The 16,373-nt window shown below is 72.2% G+C and carries 14 protein-coding genes and 1 tRNA gene; 6 read left to right on the forward strand and 9 right to left on the reverse strand.

Annotated elements, in window-relative coordinates; genetic code table 11:
- Positions 1–29: 29 nt before the first annotated feature.
- Positions 30–1,043 (reverse strand): type II secretion system F family protein, encoded by a 1,014-nt coding sequence (locus tag AVP42_RS10505; RefSeq protein ID WP_067948791.1) that lies wholly within the window; start codon positions 1,041–1,043, stop codon positions 30–32.
- Entirely contained in the window at positions 1,037–2,161 is a 1,125-nt protein-coding gene (locus AVP42_RS10510) for a TadA family conjugal transfer-associated ATPase (RefSeq protein WP_082847168.1), read from the reverse strand. The genes AVP42_RS10505 and AVP42_RS10510 overlap by 7 nt, the downstream gene beginning before the upstream one ends.
- Before the next feature lie 539 nt (positions 2,162–2,700).
- On the opposite strand from AVP42_RS10510, the gene acs reads away from it, so the two are divergent.
- The gene (gene acs / locus AVP42_RS10515; RefSeq protein ID WP_067948792.1) at positions 2,701–4,656 is read left to right on the forward strand and encodes an acetate--CoA ligase; all 1,956 of its coding nucleotides are present in this window, start codon (positions 2,701–2,703) and stop codon (positions 4,654–4,656) included.
- 217 nt (positions 4,657–4,873) lie between these two features.
- Here acs and AVP42_RS10520 read toward each other — a convergent pair whose 3' ends face one another.
- The gene (locus AVP42_RS10520) at positions 4,874–5,350 is read right to left on the reverse strand and encodes a RidA family protein (RefSeq protein ID WP_067948794.1); all 477 of its coding nucleotides are present in this window, start codon (positions 5,348–5,350) and stop codon (positions 4,874–4,876) included.
- On the reverse strand, positions 5,350–5,577 hold the full coding sequence (locus tag AVP42_RS10525; RefSeq protein WP_067948797.1) for a hypothetical protein: 228 nt from the start codon (positions 5,575–5,577) through the stop codon (positions 5,350–5,352). Before AVP42_RS10525 ends, AVP42_RS10520 begins: the two co-directional genes overlap by 1 nt.
- A gap of 131 nt (positions 5,578–5,708) precedes the next feature.
- Here AVP42_RS10525 and AVP42_RS10530 point away from each other — a divergent pair, with 131 nt between their 5' ends.
- The 3 genes from AVP42_RS10530 to AVP42_RS10540 all read left to right on the forward strand — a co-directional run bounded on the left by AVP42_RS10530 (position 5,709) and on the right by AVP42_RS10540 (position 9,430).
- The gene (locus tag AVP42_RS10530) at positions 5,709–8,285 is read left to right on the forward strand and encodes a transglycosylase domain-containing protein (RefSeq protein ID WP_067948799.1); all 2,577 of its coding nucleotides are present in this window, start codon (positions 5,709–5,711) and stop codon (positions 8,283–8,285) included.
- The gene (locus AVP42_RS10535; RefSeq protein ID WP_067948801.1) at positions 8,285–9,259 is read left to right on the forward strand and encodes a metallophosphoesterase; all 975 of its coding nucleotides are present in this window, start codon (positions 8,285–8,287) and stop codon (positions 9,257–9,259) included. The genes AVP42_RS10530 and AVP42_RS10535 overlap by 1 nt, the downstream gene beginning before the upstream one ends.
- Positions 9,260–9,356: 97 nt before the next feature.
- Positions 9,357–9,430, forward strand: a tRNA-Pro gene (locus AVP42_RS10540).
- Between the two features lie 64 nt (positions 9,431–9,494).
- Here the strand turns inward: AVP42_RS10540 and AVP42_RS10545 are convergent.
- The 3 genes from AVP42_RS10545 to AVP42_RS10555 are packed head-to-tail and all read right to left on the reverse strand — an operon-like array spanning position 9,495 to position 13,017.
- A complete protein-coding gene (locus AVP42_RS10545; RefSeq protein WP_067948803.1) occupies positions 9,495–10,697 on the reverse strand; it encodes a DUF418 domain-containing protein in 1,203 nt (400 codons plus the stop codon).
- Positions 10,694–12,256, reverse strand: coding sequence for a glycosyltransferase 87 family protein (locus AVP42_RS10550; RefSeq protein ID WP_067948805.1), 1,563 nt, complete (start codon positions 12,254–12,256; stop codon positions 10,694–10,696). Before AVP42_RS10550 ends, AVP42_RS10545 begins: the two co-directional genes overlap by 4 nt.
- Positions 12,253–13,017 carry a glycosyltransferase family 2 protein gene (locus AVP42_RS10555; RefSeq protein WP_067948807.1) on the reverse strand — a complete coding sequence of 255 codons (765 nt, stop codon included), beginning with the start codon at positions 13,015–13,017 and terminating at the stop codon, positions 12,253–12,255. Before AVP42_RS10555 ends, AVP42_RS10550 begins: the two co-directional genes overlap by 4 nt.
- Positions 13,018–13,080: 63 nt before the next feature.
- Between AVP42_RS10555 and AVP42_RS10560 the strand changes: the two genes are divergently transcribed.
- A complete protein-coding gene (locus tag AVP42_RS10560; protein ID WP_067948809.1) occupies positions 13,081–13,557 on the forward strand; it encodes a GtrA family protein in 477 nt (158 codons plus the stop codon).
- A gap of 45 nt (positions 13,558–13,602) precedes the next feature.
- On the forward strand, positions 13,603–14,106 hold the full coding sequence (locus tag AVP42_RS10565; protein WP_067948810.1) for a VanZ family protein: 504 nt from the start codon (positions 13,603–13,605) through the stop codon (positions 14,104–14,106).
- Here AVP42_RS10565 and AVP42_RS10570 read toward each other — a convergent pair.
- Complete coding sequence (locus AVP42_RS10570; protein WP_067948812.1) at positions 14,082–15,383, reverse strand: UDP-glucose/GDP-mannose dehydrogenase family protein; 1,302 nt, start codon at positions 15,381–15,383, stop codon at positions 14,082–14,084. The two genes, AVP42_RS10565 and AVP42_RS10570, sit on opposite strands and share 25 nt — an antisense overlap.
- Positions 15,384–15,435: 52 nt before the next feature.
- Positions 15,436–16,317, reverse strand: coding sequence for a UTP--glucose-1-phosphate uridylyltransferase GalU (gene galU / locus AVP42_RS10575; RefSeq protein ID WP_067948814.1), 882 nt, complete (start codon positions 16,315–16,317; stop codon positions 15,436–15,438).
- Positions 16,318–16,373: the final 56 nt, after the last annotated feature.

A 16,373-nucleotide genomic window follows, 5' to 3' on the forward strand; every position in this document is an offset into this window, starting at 1 on the left:
GCGGCGTGATGGCACGAGTCGACGCGCCGTCACGCGGCACCGCCGAGGGTGCCTGTGACGACGGAGATCAGGAGCGGCGCGACGCCGAGGAGCACGAACGCCGGCAGGACGCAGCAGCCGAGCGGGATCATGAGGCGCACGCCGAGCGCTGCGGCACGCATCGCGCCCTCGGCCCGCGCCGTGCCGCGCAGCCGGGCCGCCTCGGCGCGAAGCAGGTCGGCCACGGGCGCTCCGGCGCGTTCGGCGAGGGCGAGCACGGGCGCGGCAGCGCGGGTGCCGTCGATCTCCGGGAGGTGCCGGCGCAGGGCGGCGCCGACGATCTGCTGCGCCCGGTCGAGGGAGGCACCGCTCGACATCGCGACGGCGAGGAGTTCGAGCTCGAGTCCCGGTGCCGGACGGGCGACCGCGGCGCGCGCGATGAGCGCGGCGTTCCATCGCGCGCCGGCCCAGAGCAGCGCCGACCCCGCCAGGAGGCACGCGATGCCGACCGGGTTGCCGAACAGGACGCCCGCCGTGCCGAAGCCGAGCATGGCCCCGAAGCCGAGCGCGATGAGCGGGAGCGCGGCGACGAGCCGGCTGCTCGCGGCCGGGCCCGCGAGGGCGGCCCGAGCCTCGCGTCGCAGCTGTGCCTCGTCGCGGAGCGCCCCGGCGAGGACTGTGAGGCACAGCGCGAGCGGAGATCCGGCCGCCTCGGCGACCGCCCAGGCCGCGGCCAGGACCGACCACGCCGGGCTGGCACTCGGCTGGTCGCGCATCGCCTGCTCGACGGCCGCGGCCACGTCCGCCCCATCGGCCGCCGCCTCGGCCGCGGCGGCGAGCACCGCACGATCGCCGGCCGACACGGTCCGATCGGCCCATCGGAGACGGCGTCCCGTCGTCTCCGGATCATCGAGGCGGACGTTGCCCCACGCCGCCGCGGGCGCGAGGCCGGCGCCGAGCAGGGAGGCGAGACGTTCGGCGACGGCGGCGATGCGATCGATGGCCGCGGCCGGATCGCTGCGCCGGGTGAGCGACTCCGCCAGACGCGCGGCAGCCCTCAGCACGGTTCGACCGCCAGCCGGCCGCCGTCGAGAACGAACCGACCCACCTGCGCCACGCGACGACGCCCGTCGACCCGCTCGAGGTGCACGACGAGGTCGAACGCGCTCACCGCCTGGCGGGCGACCGCCTCGGGCGTCATGCCCGCCGTCGACCCGAGCGCCTCGAGTCGTGAGGGCACGTCGTCGAGCGAGTTGGCGTGGAGCGTGCCGGCCCCGCCGTCGTGCCCCGTGTTCAGCGCCGCCAGCAGCTCGCGCAGTTCGGGGCCGCGGCACTCCCCCACGACGAGCCGATCGGGGCGCATGCGCAGCGCCTCGCGCAGGAGCACGTCGAGCGCGATGCGGCCGCTGCCTTCGAGGTTCGGCTGCCTGGCCTCGAGCGCGACGACGTGCGGATGGTCGAGGCGAAGCTCGGCCACGTCCTCGAGGAGCACGATCCGCTCACGATGCGGGGCCTCGGCGAGGAGGGCACCGAGGAGCGTCGTCTTGCCGGTGCCACCCGCTCCCGAGACGAGCAGGTTCTTCCGCTCGAGCACGGCGCGACGCAGCGCCTGCTCGCGTTCCGCGTCGAGCATGCCCGCCCTCGCCAGTGCGGCGAGCGAGAAGCCGGCCACCCGCGGGATCCGGATCGACAGGAGCGTGCCGCTCGACGACAGGGGCGGCAGCACGGCGTGCACGCGGATGCCGCGGGCCAGGCGCACGTCGACCGCCGGCGTCGCCTCGTCGACGTGACGACCACCCCGCGCGATGAGCCGCACGGCGAGCGCGCGGACCTCGGCCTCGGTGGCCGTCCAGCGCGGATCGCGTTCCGCACCGCCGCCCCGGTCGACCCACAGGCCGGCCTCGCCGTTCACGAAGAGGTCCGTGACGGGCCCGTCGGTCGCGAACTCGGCGAGCGGGCCGAGGGCGTCGAGCTCGTGCGCGGCGACCCCCGCGGCGGGGCGGAGCCGTCCGCCAGCGGCCGGGCCCGACGACGCCCCCGAGGCATCGGGTGCCGCGTCGGGTTCCGGTTCGACGACGTTGCTCGCCGGGCGCGGGGGCACGGGATCGGGCTGCTGCACGACCTGGGAGGCCGCGCCGGCCTCGAGCTCCCACGACGGGACGGCGACGAACGGTGTTGGCATGCCGCCGACGCTAGGCGGCGAGGTAGGGCCGCCGACCGTCGAGACCCCCGGAGACGAATCGAGCCCTCCGCCACGTCGTTGTGGAGGAGGGCTCGACCAGGGGCATCAGCAGACACCCGTTAACGAAGGGGGCGGCACCCATTGGGGGGAACAGGTGCCGCCTCGGCAGCACGACGATTGGGGGGAATCGCAGTGCCGCAGGCCACGAAACGACGTTCGGGCGGTACCCAGTGTATGGGTTGGCGGTTCATGCGCAAGTACTTTTTGTCCTCATTTGTGCGGACACACAGAAATCTCTGCGTGTTCCTCCACCGACGTCGTTGGAAACCCATGAAATCGAACGTGGAGCACCGAGAACTGCACTGATTCCGCAGCCGTCGCGGATCCGAGCATGGCCGTGCGCCCCGCACGACCCGTCATAGCGTACGCCGTCAGACGGCGTCACGGCGACACGACACCCGCCGTGCGAGCGGTATGGTGCTGTGTGGGGCAGGCGACCCACCTTGAAGATCCATTCGCGAAGGAGCGATCGCACCACTATGAACGCGCAGATCGATCACGCGCTCGAGGAGATCCGGCGCTTCCGCCCGAGCCCCGAGTTCGCCGCCCAGGCCGTCGCCGACGAGAGCCTCTACGAATCCGCCCGCGCCGACCGGCTCGGATTCTGGGCCGACCAGGCCCGCACGCTTCTCCAGTGGGAGAAGCCCTTCACCCGCACGCTCGACTGGTCGAACCCGCCCTTCGCGAAGTGGTTCGACGACGGCGAGCTGAACGTCGCCGTCAACTGCCTCGACCGTCACGTCGAGGCCGGCCTCGGCGACCGGGTCGCCTTCTACTGGGAGGGCGAACCCGGCGATTCCCGGATCATCACCTACGCCCAGCTCACCGACGAGGTGAAGCGCGCCGCCAACGCCCTGGCCGACCTCGGCGTACGCGAGGGCGACCGTGTGGCCATCTACCTGCCGATGATCCCCGAGGCGGTCGTGTCGATGCTGGCCGTGGCCCGGCTCGGCGCCATCCACTCGGTCGTCTTCGGCGGGTTCAGCGCCGACAGCCTCGCCTCGCGCATCGACGACGCCGAGGCATCCGTCGTCATCACCGCCGACGGCGGCTACCGCAAGGGGCGGGTGTTCCCCCTCAAGCCGGTGGTCGACGAGGCGCTCGGCAAGGCCGAGGGCGGCACGGTGCGCAACGTGCTCGTCGTCAAGCGCGGCGAGAACGAGGTCGACTGGAACGCCGACCGCGACCTGTGGTGGCACGAGACGGTCGCGACCGCCTCGAACGAGCACGAGGCGCAGGCGTTCGGCGCCGAGCACCCGCTGTTCATCCTCTACACGTCGGGCACGACCGGGAAGCCCAAGGGCATCCTGCACACCTCGGGCGGCTACCTCACCCAGGCCGCGTTCACGCACAAGAACGTGTTCGACCTGCACCCGGAGCGCGACGTCTACTGGTGCACGGCCGATGTCGGCTGGATCACCGGCCACTCGTACGTCGTCTACGGTCCGCTCGCCAACGGCGCGACGCAGGTCATCTACGAGGGCACGCCCGACACGCCGCACCCCGGCCGCTGGTGGGAGATCGTCGAGAAGTACGGCGTCACCATCCTCTACACGGCGCCGACCGCCATCCGCTCGTTCATGAAGCTCGGCCGGCAGATCCCGCACGAGTTCAACCTCCGCACGCTGCGCCTGCTCGGCTCGGTGGGCGAGCCGATCAACCCCGAGGCGTGGATCTGGTACCGCCACGTCATCGGCGGCGGCTCGATCCCCGTGGTCGACACGTGGTGGCAGACCGAGACCGGCGCGATCATGATCTCTGCCCTGCCGGGCATCACCGACCTGAAGCCCGGCGCGGCGCAGGTGCCGGTCCCGGGCATCGAGGTCGCGATCCTCGACGACGACGGCACGCCCGTGCACGGCGAGGGCGGCGGCCTGCTGGTCATCACCGAGCCGTGGCCGTCGATGCTGCGCGGCATCTGGGGCGACCCGGAGCGGTTCAAGGAGACGTACTGGGAGAAGTTCGGCGACAAGTACTTCGCCGGCGACGGCGCCCGCCGCGACGAGGACGGCGACTTCTGGCTGCTCGGCCGGGTCGACGACGTCATGAACGTCTCGGGCCACCGCCTCTCCACCGCCGAGATCGAGTCGTCGCTCGTCGCCCACCCGTGGACGGCCGAGGCCGCCGTGGTCGGCGCGGCCGACGAGACGACGGGTCAGGCGGTCGTGGCGTTCGTCATCCTCAAGCAGAGCCAGGCCGAGGCGGCCTCGACCCTCGAGGACGTCAGCGAGGTGCTCCGCAAGCACGTCGCCTCGCAGATCGGCGCGATCGCCCGCCCGCGGCAGGTGTTCATCGTGAACGAGCTGCCGAAGACGCGCTCGGGCAAGATCATGCGCCGCCTCCTCCGCGACCTGGCCGAGGGGCGCGAGGTCGGCGACACCACCACGCTCGCCGACACCTCGATCATGCAGGTCATCAGCGCCCAGGTGCGCTAGCGCACGAGCAGAGCGGATGCCGCGGCCGGGACGCACCGCCGCGGCATCCGCTCTGCTGCGCCTGCGCCCGGCCTCGCACGAATGAGGACACGTGCCGCGCGCGCAGAAACAGGACGAAGCCCGCAATGTCGGACGATCGCCGTGCGGCGTCGTCCTGCATTGCGGGCTTCGTCCTTCTTTCCCTCGTCAGGAGACGAGGAGGCCGGAGGCGGGGCGGCTAGGCGAACTCGACGACGAGCTCCACCTCGACCGGCGCGTCGAGCGGGAGGACCGCGACGCCGACGGCCGAGCGGGCGTGGCGCCCGGCCTCGCCGAACACCTCGCCCAGCAGTTCGGACGCACCGTTCACGACGCCCGGCTGCCCGGTGAAGTCGGGGGCGGATGCCACGAAGCCGACGAGCTTGACGACCCGGGTGATGCGGTCGAGCGAGCCGAGCTCGGCGCGCACGGCCGCGAGCGCGTTGAGCGCGCAGAGGCGTGCGTACTCCTTCGCGTCGGCCGCGGCGACGAGCCCCTCGCCCTCGCCGACCTTGCCCGACGCGGGCAGCGCGCCGTCGACGAACGGCAGCTGGCCGGACGTGTACACGTACGAGCCCGTGACGACGGCCGGCACGTACGCGGCGACGGGGGCGGCCACGCCGGGCAGCTCGATGCCGAGCTCGGAGAGGCGGGCCTCAGCGGATGCCGCGGCCATCAGGCGTCGCCCTCGAACTGCTTGGCGGCCTGGGCGGCGGCGGCCTGGCCGGCCGATGCCGCGGAGGACGACTCGCCGCCGACCGGGCGCTTGAGGTAGGCCACGAGGCCGCCCTCGGGCCCCTGCACGACCTGCACGAGCTCCCAGCCCTCGGCGCCCCAGTTGTTGAGGATCGCAGCGGTGTTGTGGATCAGCAACGGGGTGGTGATGTACTCCCATGCGGGCATGGCGTCTCCTCGGTATCGGATCGAGCGGCTATTCTGAGGTTCGAGCCGACGGCGCAGCGGCCGTTCGGCATGCCGGATTTTGCCAGCCTTCCTCAGTTAGGCTCCACTCTATGTCTGCCCAAAAACGAACGATGAGCGATGCCGCCGGGGGAATCCTCGGCTTCGTCGGCATGAGCGCGCTGGCGGGCGTGCTGGTCACGGCCGCCGTCACCCCGGCGCTCGCCGTCACGGGCATGGCCGCCAACAACAGCATCACGATGTTCGAGAACCTGCCGGGGTACCTCGAGATCGACGAGCTCGCCGAGAAGTCCACGATCTACGCGATGGTCGACGGCCGTCCCTCGGCCATGGCGAGCTTCTTCGACGAGAACCGCGAGGAGGTGGCGTGGGACTACATCTCGCAGTACCTCAAGGACGCGGCGATCGCGGGTGAGGACCCGCGCTTCTACGACCACGGCGGCGTCGACATCCAGGGCACCGTGCGCGGTGCGCTGAAGACCGTGATCGGCGGCGACACGCAGGGCGGATCGTCGATCACGCAGCAGTACGTCAAGAACGTGCTCATCAACAACGGCGTCTCCGAGGCGACGACCGAGGAGGAGAAGCAGGCCGCGTACGAGGCCGCGACCGAGGTCAGCGCCGAGCGCAAGCTCAAGGAGATCCGCTACGCGATCACCCTCGAGAAGAAGTACTCGAAGGACGAGATCCTCCTCGGCTACCTCAACATCGCCCACTTCGGTGGCCGCGTGTACGGCGTGCAGGCCGCCGCACAGTACTACTTCGGCACGAACGCGCGCGACCTGACGCTCGCACAGGCCGCGAGCCTCATCGCCATCGTCAACCACCCCGAGAAGTTCCGCCTCGACTACCCGAACAGCGAGGCCAACGGGGCCGCGTCGGTCGACGCCGCGGGCAACCCGGTGCCGTACGCCGCCAACAAGGACCGGCGCGACTACATCCTCGGCGAGATGCTGAAGGAGAAGAAGATCACGCAGGAGGAGCACGACGCGGCGATCGCCGAGCCGGTCACGCCGGCCATCACCGAGCCGAGCACCGGCTGCGTGTCGGCCAAGGGCCACGCCTTCTTCTGCGACTACGTCGCGTGGGAGATCAAGAACAAGTTCGACGACGAGTCCACGCCGGATGTCAACGAGGGCCGCGAGATGCTGCAGAAGGGCGGCCTCGACATCTACACGACGCTCGACCTCGGTCTGCAGAACGAGGCGATCAACGCGCTGAACGACAACGTGCCGAAGGTGGCCGAGGGTGTCGACATCGGCGGCACCGTCGTGAGCGTCGAGGTCGGTACGGGCCGCATCCTCGCGATGGCGCAGAACAAGGACTACTCGAACGACCCGGCGGTCCTCGAGTCCGGCCGCAACTACACGGCCGTGAACTACAACTCCGACATCGACTACGGCGGTTCGAGCGGCTTCCAGCCTGGATCGACGTACAAGGTGTTCACGCTCGCCGAGTGGCTGAAGGAGGGTCACGCCCTCAACGAGGCCGTGGACTCGCGCCGTCGCGACAACTGGGGCCAGTTCACGAACTCGTGCGAGGGCAACATGTCCGGCGACGGCTGGAACCCCCGTAACGACGGCGGCGAGGGCGGCGGCTACTGGTCGGCCGTGCAGAACACCGTGAACTCGTACAACACCGGCTTCGTGGCGATGGCCAAGGAGCTCGACCTGTGCGGCATCGCGAAGACCGCCGAGTCGCTCGGCGTGCACCGTGCCGACTACCAGCCGCTGTCGCAGTTCCCGTCGGCCGTGCTCGGCACGAACGAGGTCGCACCGCTCTCGATGGCCACGGCCTTCGCGGGCATCGCCGGCAACGGCGTCGCCTGCACGCCCATCGCGATCGACAAGATCACCGACGCGAAGGGCGAGGAGGTCCAGCCGCCGAAGTCGGAGTGCACCCAGGCGCTCACGCCCGATGTGGCCGCCGGCACGGCGTACGCCATGCAGCGGGTGATGAGCGAGGGCACCGGTCAGAGCTCGGCCTACCGCACCGAGCCGTGGGTCCCGATGATCGGCAAGACCGGTACGACCGACAACGCCGAGGCGACGTGGATGAGCGGCGCATCGTCGAAGGTCTCCACCGTCGTCGGCGTCTTCAACGTCACGGGTCACGTGAACCTGCGCGACACCTACTTCGACTCCGGCCAGGCGGCGCAGTTGCGCCACCAGATCTGGCCCCGGGTCATGTCGTACGCGAACGCCAAGTACGGCGGCGACCCCTTCCCCGAGCCGAAGGGCTCGCTGCTGAACGCCCCGCAGGTGTCGGTTCCCGACGTGATCGGCCTCTCCCCCGAGGCGGCGCAGCAGGCGCTCGAGTCCGCCGGATTCGGCTGGCGCATGGACGGCGAGGTCGACTCGAGCCAGCCGGCCGGCACCATCGGCGCCCAGTCGCCGTCGGGCACGGCGGGTCGTGGCGCGATCATCTCGCTGCAGGTCAGCCGCGGCAACGTGGCGGGTGTCCCGAACGTGGTGGGCATGTCCGCCGACGAGGCCGAGGCCACGCTGTCCGGTGCGGGCTTCCGCGTCGAACGCAAGCAGCAGGATGTCACCGACCAGGCACAGGACGGCATCGTCCTGTCGCAGGACCCGAGCGGCAACGCGAAGCCCGGCGACAAGGTGCAGATCGTGATCGGTCGACTGCAGGGCGGCGGGAACGTCGAGCTTCCCGGCAACGGCAACAACGACTGATGGGTCGTTCCCTGGCGCCCGTCGCCCGCATCGCACTGGCGATCGGCGCGGCGGGCGCCGCCGCGTTCGCGTGGGGATCGCTCGTCGAGCGTCGGCGGTTCACCCTCCGCCAGGTGCAGGTTCCGGTGCTCCCGGAGGGCGCCGAGCCCATCCGAGTGCTCCACATCTCCGACCTGCACATGGCGCCGTGGCAGCGCGACAAGCAGGAGTGGGTGCGCTCGCTCGCGAACCTGCGTCCCGATCTCGTCGTCGACACGGGCGACAACCTGGGACACCGGCGCGGCATCGAGGGCGTCAGGCACGCGCTTGCACCGTTCCGGGGCGTGCCGGGCGTCTTCGTGAACGGGTCGAACGACTACTTCGGTCCGGTGATCAAGAACCCGTTCACGTACTTCGGCGGTCCGTCCGGGCCGGCGTCGAAGGCCGAGCGGCTCGACATCGGCGAACTGCACGACTTCTTCGGCGAGCTCGGCTGGACCGACCTCGACAACACGGCGGCCGCCCTCGAGGTGCGTGGCACGCACCTGGAGTTCTTCGGCGTGGACGACCCGCATCGCGGGTACGACCGGCTCGACCGGGTCGCGGCGGCGATCGACGACCTCCGCGCCGGCGACCCGTTCGCCGATGACGAGTGGCCCGACCGGGAGGGCGGCGTCGAGCGCCGTCCGGCGGTCACGATCGGCGTCGCCCACGCCCCGTACCGGCGCGTGCTCAACTCGTTCGTGAACCACGGCGCCCAGCTGCTGCTCGCCGGTCACACGCACGGCGGCCAGGTGTGCGTGCCCGGCGTCGGCGCGCTCGTCACGAACTGCGACATCCCCCGCGAGCAGGTGAGCGGTCTCAGCGTGTGGCGCCACGGGCTCCGCTCTGCGTACCTGAACGTGTCGGCGGGCCTCGGCACGTCGATCTATGCGCCGGTGCGCTTCGCGTGCCCACCCGAGGCCACGCTGCTCACACTCGTCCCCGCCGCCTGAGGCGCCCGAGCCGCCCGCGCCGCCCGAGCCGTCCGCACCGTCGGGTGGTCAGGAGCATCCGTTTTCTCGGCTATGCTTGTTGAGGCCTTCGGGCCCCCGGGGTGTGGCGCAGCTTGGTAGCGCGCTTCGTTCGGGACGAAGAGGTCGCAGGTTCAAATCCTGTCACCCCGACCGGGTGGTCGATGCGAGAGCATCGGCCGAGAGGCCCCCTCCATGCGAGGGGGCCTTCGTCGTGTCAGGGCGTGCCGTCGATGCGCGCGGCTGCGGCGTCCGTCGGGGTTTCGGCGGTCGCGCGGCGGTGACGGCGTCCGCGTCCGCTCGCCCAGCGCAGCAGCTGTTCGAGCGGGCCGCGACCGACGTAGCGACGCCACAGCCACGCGAACACCATCGATCCGATCGTCAGCCCGATGAGCAGCGGCCACGAGTCGTCGCTGATGAGCCCGTCGGGTCGGCGGTACTTGCCGAGCGAGATGATGACGAGGTGCGCCGTGTAGACGGTGAGGGGCATGGCGCCCATGGCGACGATCGGCGAGAGCAGCACGCCGGCGACGCGTCGCACCCGGGGCCGGGCGAGGGTCGTCAGGGTGACGGCGGCGGCGACGATCACGAGGCCGACGGCGGTGTTGCCGAGGGTCTCGAGCGTGACCCGCACGGGAGCGGCCCACGCGGCCGTCGACGGGTCGAGCGCGGGGTTCCGCGGGTCGGGCAGCGCGTGCGAGAGCGGCAGGGCGACGGATGCGACCAGCGTGCCGACGAGCGCGGACGCGGCGACGACGCGGGGTGCGGCGACGTCGAGCCGGGCGAGGCCGAGCCCGATCAGCATGACGGGTACCCAGATGATGACCGGGTACGCGCCGACGAGGAACCACTCGACGAGGAGGCCGAGCGGCTGGTCGGCGAGCGCGACGGTCTCGGGGTCCCGTTCGGCGATCGTCGCGATGGCGGGCGTCATCGTGAGCAGGGCGGCGCCGAGCCCGACGGCGACGCGTCCGGGGAGGAACAGCAGGGGCAGCATGAGGAGGAACGCGACGCCGTACACGTCGAGGATGACGAACACGAGCGGGGCGAACACCGCGACGACGATGAGTCCCAGCGCGATGAGCAGCAGCGCGCGGATGGCGATCTGCCGGCGCAGCGCCCACCGGGCGGCGCGCTCCACGACCGGCCGGGTGGCGCCGGTGAGCAGGCCGAGGCCGATGCCGGCGGTGAGCGCGAACAGCAGTCGGGGGCGCTCGTCGGCGAGCGCGATGAGTTCCGCGGCGTCGACGGGGACGTCCGCGGGGGCGAGGTGCGCGACGAACATGCCGATGAGGGCGATGCCGCGGGCCGCGTCGACACCATCGACCCGGTCGGGCAGACCGGCGCGTCCCGCCGTGCGGGTGCCTCCGCGGGCGGGGGGCCCGGGCGGCGGCGTCGTGGGCGGAGTGGGCCGGCTCATTCGGGGAGGCAGACGGTGTAGAGGCCGCTCTGCAGCCGGATGTCGCACCGGGGCGGCGGCTCGCCGAACCAGATGCGGGGCAGGTCGGCGGTGACGTCGACGGCGTCGGTGAGCCCCACTCGGGCGCCGGCGAGCACGCCGACGCTCACGGCCGGACCCCACACGGTCGCGACGCGGTCGTAGCCGAGTTCGGCGATGTTACTCGCGGCGGCGCGCTGGTCGGCGAGGGTCTCCCCTGTCGGTCGCGACTGCGTGCCGACGCCGGCGACGCGGCCGCCGATCGACCACGCGAGCACCACGACGGCGATGACGGATGCCGCGGCGGCGGCGATCCGCGCGGGGCGGACCCGCCGTGGGGCGGCCTCGTCGGGGGCCGAACGGTCGCGCGTGCCGAGCAGCACCCGGACCGCGGGCACGACGGCGGCCGCGAGCACCGGGAGGAACGCCAGGACCGCGGGGGCCGGATGCCGCACCCAGGCGGGGGTGTGCCGGGAGACGAGCCACCAGGCGAGGAACGTCGCGAGCGCGAGCCCCGCGGCGAGCACGATCGTGGTGTACTCGGCGGCGGGCTGCGGCATCCGCCTGCGGGCGCGCACGATGACCACGGCGCCGGCGACGACCGCGACGACGCCCAGGAAGGCGACGAGCAGGGCGGGCAGGTTCCAGGAGCCGGCGAGGGTCGCGAGCTTGTCGAGCGGCGACGTGGCGTACCCCTGCTGGCCGCCGGATCGGAGGAACCAGCTGAACTCGCGCAGCAGTTGCCAGTACGCGGCCGGGCCGAGCGCGACCAGCTTGCCGAGCTCGAACAGCACGGTGGGGACGACGGCCGCGCCGGCGGCGGCGAGCACCCGCGGAATGGTGCGGCGCAGGCGCGCCCCCCACGGCCCGGGCGCGTCGAGCAGCACGGCGAGCGCGAACGCGGGCGCGGCGAGCAGGGCGATGAACTTCACCTGGATCGCGAGGCCCAGGAGGAGCCCGGCCAACCAGGGGCGGCGGTGCACGAACAGCAGGGCGGCGGCGAGGAACGCGGCCGCGGTGACCTCGCCGAGGATGTCGGCAGGTGTCTGGATGGGCGAGGGCATCGCCCCGGTCTCGAACGCGAGCGGCACGGCGACCGCGACGAGCGCCGCCCAGCGACCGCCGAGGCGGTGCCCGACGAGCGCGAGCACGGCGAGGAGCCCGGCGTAGCCGAGGGTGGCGACGGCGCGGCCCGCGAGGACCGGGTCGACACCGAGCGCGACGAGCCCGGCGATGGGCAGGAGCATGACGGGCCCGGTGGAGATGCGCACGTCGAACGGGGCGAGTTCGCTGCCCGAGAGGGTGCCGTCGCTGGTGTACCCGAGTCCCTGCACGAGGTTGATGGGCACGGTGAGGTTGAAGGCCTCGTCCTCCCAGAGCCGTACGGTCCCGATGCCGTTCGCGAGCACGACGACGTTCGCCGCGGCGAGGAGGCCCACGGCGAGCCAGAAGGCGATGTCGACGGCGAGGCGGCGTCCGCCGGCGACGCGCCCGCCGCGGCCGCCGCGGCCGACGTCGGTCCCGGCGGGCGCCGCCGTCATCCGGCCGCCCGGGGACGCAGGGAGACCCGCCACAGCTCGGCGGCGGCGTCGCGGGCGAACCGGCGCAGCCGCTTCGGCGGCAGCAGCGGCGGCCGGTCGACGCCCCACATCGTCCCCGTCGGGTTGGAGCCGCGGCGCGGCAGGCTCGCGACCTCGAGGTAGCGCACCCGGAACCCGCGGCGAGCCTCGGCGAGCGAGAAGTGCACGTGCGGCACGAGCGCATCGTCGGGCACGAGCTCGAGCAGCTCGGCGAGCGGCCCCGGGCGGTAGACGCGGAGGGGCGTGTTCACGTCGGGCACGCGGCGGCCGGCGGCGAAGCCGACGACCACGCCGACGATGCCGGTGAGCACGCGGCGGAACCACGGGTCCTCGCGGCCGCGGCGGACGCCGTGGACGACGTCGGCGCGCGTGGCGACCGCGGCGCGCACGGCGCGGGCCAGGTCGATCCCGTGGAACTGCCCGTCGCCGTCGACGTGCACGATCAGGTCGGGGTGGAGCGCGAGTCCGGCGCGGTAGGCGGCGAGGGCGGTGGGACCGTGTCCGCGGTTCGCCTCGGCCTCGATCACGGTGAGGCCCGGGAGGTCGGCGGCGAGTTCGCGCAGCACCGGCACCGTGGCATCCGTCGACCGGTCGTCGACCACGACGAGGTCGAGTCGGCCCGCCAACGGTGACAGGGCCGCATGGAGTTCACGCAGGAACTCCGGCAGACCCTCCGCCTCGTTGTAGGCGGGCATCACGACGGCGAGATGGTCCAGGTCCACGCGGCCTCCCCTGCGGCTGGGCTGCGCGGAAGGGGCGCAGGCTCGTGGAGTAGCGTAGTCGAGGTGTCCCAGCATGCTCGATGGCGTCGTCTCGCCGGTCTCGGCGCACGCTTCCTGACGGTCGGCGCGGTGAGCACCCTCATCGAGATCGTCGTGTTCAACCTGCTGTACCTGGTGGCTGGGGTCGACGTGGTGACGTCGAAGGTCGTCGCGTCGCTGGTCGCCCTCGTGAACGCGTACCTCGGCAACCGCGAGTGGACCTTCCGCGACCGCGGCGGCCACACCCGCACGGTCGAGATCGTCCTGTTCGTGGTGGTGAACGCGGTGTGCACGGCGCTCGGCGCGCTCATCGTGTGGGGCGGTGTGATCGTCGCCTCCGAGCTGCTCGGCCGCGAGGCGGGCCCGTTCGCCGTCAACCTCGTGAACCTCGGCAGCATCGTCGTGGTGGTCGTGGTGCGGTTCCTGCTGTACCACTACGTCGTCTTCCGCGGGGTGCGGCGCCCGCGGGCCGAGCGCGTCGAACGGCTCGACGCCCGCTGACGGCGGCGTCATCCTCCCGAAACGGATGCCGCCTAGGCTGAGCCGATGACGTCCGAGGCGAGTCTGCGCAGGCCCGCCTCGATCCTGCTCGCGATGCACCTCGTGGCCCTCGCGGTGATCGGCGGGTTTCCGACCCCGGTCGATCGAGGTGCGAGTCCGTTCATCGGCTGGTTCGTGCGCTCGGTGCAGGCGGCGGGTGCGCCGTGGTTCTCGTACGACTGGGTCGAGTTCTCGGCGAACGTGGCGCTGTTCGTGCCGCTCGGCGTGCTCGGGGTGATGGTCGTGGGGCGTCGCCGCTGGTGGCTGGCGGTGGCGGGCGGCGTGGCGACGAGCGTGGTGATCGAGGCCGCGCAGTGGATGCTGCTTCCCGAACGCTTCCCGACGCCGTGGGACGTGGTTGCGAATACGCTCGGCGCCGCCGTGGGCGCGGCACTGGGGTACGTGGTGCTGGCGCTGCGGGCGGCCGGCGCGCGGACCGGCCGGTTCGGGGCGAGCCCCGACCGGCCGGTGCCGGAGCAGCCCGGTCAGGGGCGCCCGAGCCCGTGGTAGCGCCATCCGGCCGCTCGCCAGGCTGCCGCGTCGAGCACGTTGCGCCCGTCGATGAGCACCGGGGCGTCGACGAGCTCGGCGGTGGCCGCCGGGTCGAGGTTGCGGTACTCGCGCCATTCGGTGACGAGCACGACGAGCTCGGCGCCGCGCAGCGCCTCGGTGGTGTCGTCGACGTAGTCGAGCTGCGGATGCCGCAGCCGGGCGTTCTCGATGCCCTCGGGGTCGGTCGCCACGACGTGCGCACCGAGGCCCTTGAGCTGCACGGCCACGTCGAGCGCCGGTGAGTCGCGCACGTCGTCGGACTCGGGCTTGAACGTGACGCCGAGCACGGCGATGCGCCGCTGGTTGACGGTGCCGCCGAGCAGCTCGTGGGCGAGGTCGACGACCCGCTGACGACGCCGCAGGTTGATCGCGTCGACCTCGCGGAGGAATGCGACGGATTCGGCGAGGCCGAGCTCTTCGGCGCGTGCGGTGAACGCGCGGATGTCCTTGGGGAGGCATCCGCCGCCGAAGCCGACGCCGGCGTTGAGGAACCGTCGGCCGATGCGGGCGTCGTGGCCGAGCGCGTCGGCCAGCTGCGTGACATCCGCGCCGGTGACCTCGGCGATCTCGGCCATGGCGTTGATGAAGCTGATCTTCGTGGCGAGGAACGCGTTGGCGGCGACCTTCACGAGCTCGGACGTGGCGTAGTCGGTGACCACGCGGGGCGTGCCGGCGGTGATGGCCGTGCGGTAGACGTCGTCGAGCACGGATGCCGCGCGCTCGTCGGCCACGCCGTACACGAGCCGGTCGGGCTCGATGGTGTCCTTCACGGCGTAGCCCTCGCGGAGGAACTCGGGGTTCCAGGCGAGGCTCGCGTGCGGGGCCGCCTCGACGAGGCGATCGGCGAGACGGGCCGCGGTGCCGACCGGCACGGTGGACTTGCCGACGACGAGCGAGCCCTCCCGGAGGTGCGGGATGAGCGCCTCGAACGCCGCGTCGACGAACGTGAGGTCGGCGGCGTCGCGACCGTGCGCCTGCGGCGTGCCGACGGCGATGAAGTGCACCTCGGCGTCCGCGGCATCCGCGATGTCGGTGCTGAACCGCAGGCGGCCGCTGTCGGTCGCGGACCGGAGGATCTCGGGCAGGCCCGGTTCGAAGAACGGGGGCCGTGCCGCGGACAGGTCGGCGATCTTGCGCTCGTCGACGTCGATGCCGACGACGTCGTGGCCGAGTTCGGCCATCGCGGAGGCGTGCACGGCCCCGAGGTAGCCGCATCCGATGACGGAGATCCTCATGCGACGCGTCCTTCCGGGTTGGGGTCGAGCTGGTTCCGGAGCACGGCGACGGTCACGCGTCGATCCCCGCGGCGAGCTGCTTGATCCACGGCCGCAGCTCCGCGCCGAGATCGTCGCGGTCGAGCGCCAGCTGGATGGTGGACTTGATGTAGTCGAGCCGGTCGCCGGTGTCGTAGCGGCGGCCGCGGAACACGACGCCGAGCACCTTGCCCTCCTGGGCGAGCACCTGCAGCGCGTCGGTGAGCTGGATCTCGCCGCCCTTGCCGGGCGGCGTCTCCTCGAGGATGTCGAAGATCTCGGGCTGCAGCACGTAGCGCCCGATGATGGCGAGGTTCGAGGGGGCGTCGGCCGCCGCGGGCTTCTCGACGAGCTGGGTCACCTTCACGACGTCGGGGGTGCCGGTGGGCTCGACGGCGGCGCAGCCGTAGAGGTGGATCTGCGAGGGGTCGACCTGCATGAGGGCGATGACGGTGAGGCCGTGGCCGACGCACTCGTCGAGCATCGGGGTCAGCAGGTCGTCGCGCGCGTCGATGAGGTCGTCGCCGAGGAGCACGGCGAACGGTTCGTCGCCGATGTGCTTGCGGGCGCGGAGCACGGCATGGCCGAGTCCCTTGGGGTCGCCCTGCCGCACGAAGTGGATGTCGGCGAGGCTGGACGAGTGCATGACGCGCTCGAGCTTGGCGGCGTCGCCCTTCTGCTCGAGGGTGTGCTCGAGTTCGGTGACGCGGTCGAAGTGGTTGGCGAGCGCGTTCTTGTTGCGGCCGATGATGACGAGGACGTCGTCGAGTCCCGCCTCGACGGCCTCCTCGACCACGTACTGGATGGCCGGCTTGTCGACGACGGGCAGCATCTCCTTGGGCATCGCCTTGGTGGCGGGCAGGAAACGGGTGCCGAGGCCGGCGGCCGGGATGACGGCCTTGGTGATGACGCTCATGTGTTCGGTGATTCCCCCGGGTGGTGCAGCGGGTCGTCCGCTGCGGATCGTCTTGA

It is taken from the genome of Agromyces sp. NDB4Y10 (genome assembly GCF_001620055.1).
Taxonomy (GTDB): domain Bacteria; phylum Actinomycetota; class Actinomycetes; order Actinomycetales; family Microbacteriaceae; genus Agromyces; species Agromyces indicus.

Bases quoted from the DNA above. Each gene is read 5' to 3' on its own strand.
- AVP42_RS10565 (WP_067948810.1), top strand. From the start codon at position 13,603: ATGACGTCCGAGGCGAGTCTGCGCAGGCCCGCCTCGATCCTGCTCGCG.
- galU (WP_067948814.1), bottom strand. From the start codon at position 16,317: ATGAGCGTCATCACCAAGGCCGTCATCCCGGCCGCCGGCCTCGGCACC.
- AVP42_RS10525 (WP_067948797.1), bottom strand. From the start codon at position 5,577: ATGCCCGCATGGGAGTACATCACCACCCCGTTGCTGATCCACAACACC.
- AVP42_RS10530 (WP_067948799.1), top strand. From the start codon at position 5,709: ATGAGCGATGCCGCCGGGGGAATCCTCGGCTTCGTCGGCATGAGCGCG.
- AVP42_RS10545 (WP_067948803.1), bottom strand. From the start codon at position 10,697: ATGAGCCGGCCCACTCCGCCCACGACGCCGCCGCCCGGGCCCCCCGCC.
- AVP42_RS10510 (WP_082847168.1), bottom strand. From the start codon at position 2,161: ATGCCAACACCGTTCGTCGCCGTCCCGTCGTGGGAGCTCGAGGCCGGC.
- AVP42_RS10520 (WP_067948794.1), bottom strand. From the start codon at position 5,350: ATGGCCGCGGCATCCGCTGAGGCCCGCCTCTCCGAGCTCGGCATCGAG.
- acs (WP_067948792.1), top strand. From the start codon at position 2,701: ATGAACGCGCAGATCGATCACGCGCTCGAGGAGATCCGGCGCTTCCGC.
- AVP42_RS10550 (WP_067948805.1), bottom strand. From the start codon at position 12,256: ATGACGGCGGCGCCCGCCGGGACCGACGTCGGCCGCGGCGGCCGCGGC.
- AVP42_RS10570 (WP_067948812.1), bottom strand. From the start codon at position 15,383: ATGAGGATCTCCGTCATCGGATGCGGCTACCTCGGGGCCGTGCACGCC.
- AVP42_RS10535 (WP_067948801.1), top strand. From the start codon at position 8,285: ATGGGTCGTTCCCTGGCGCCCGTCGCCCGCATCGCACTGGCGATCGGC.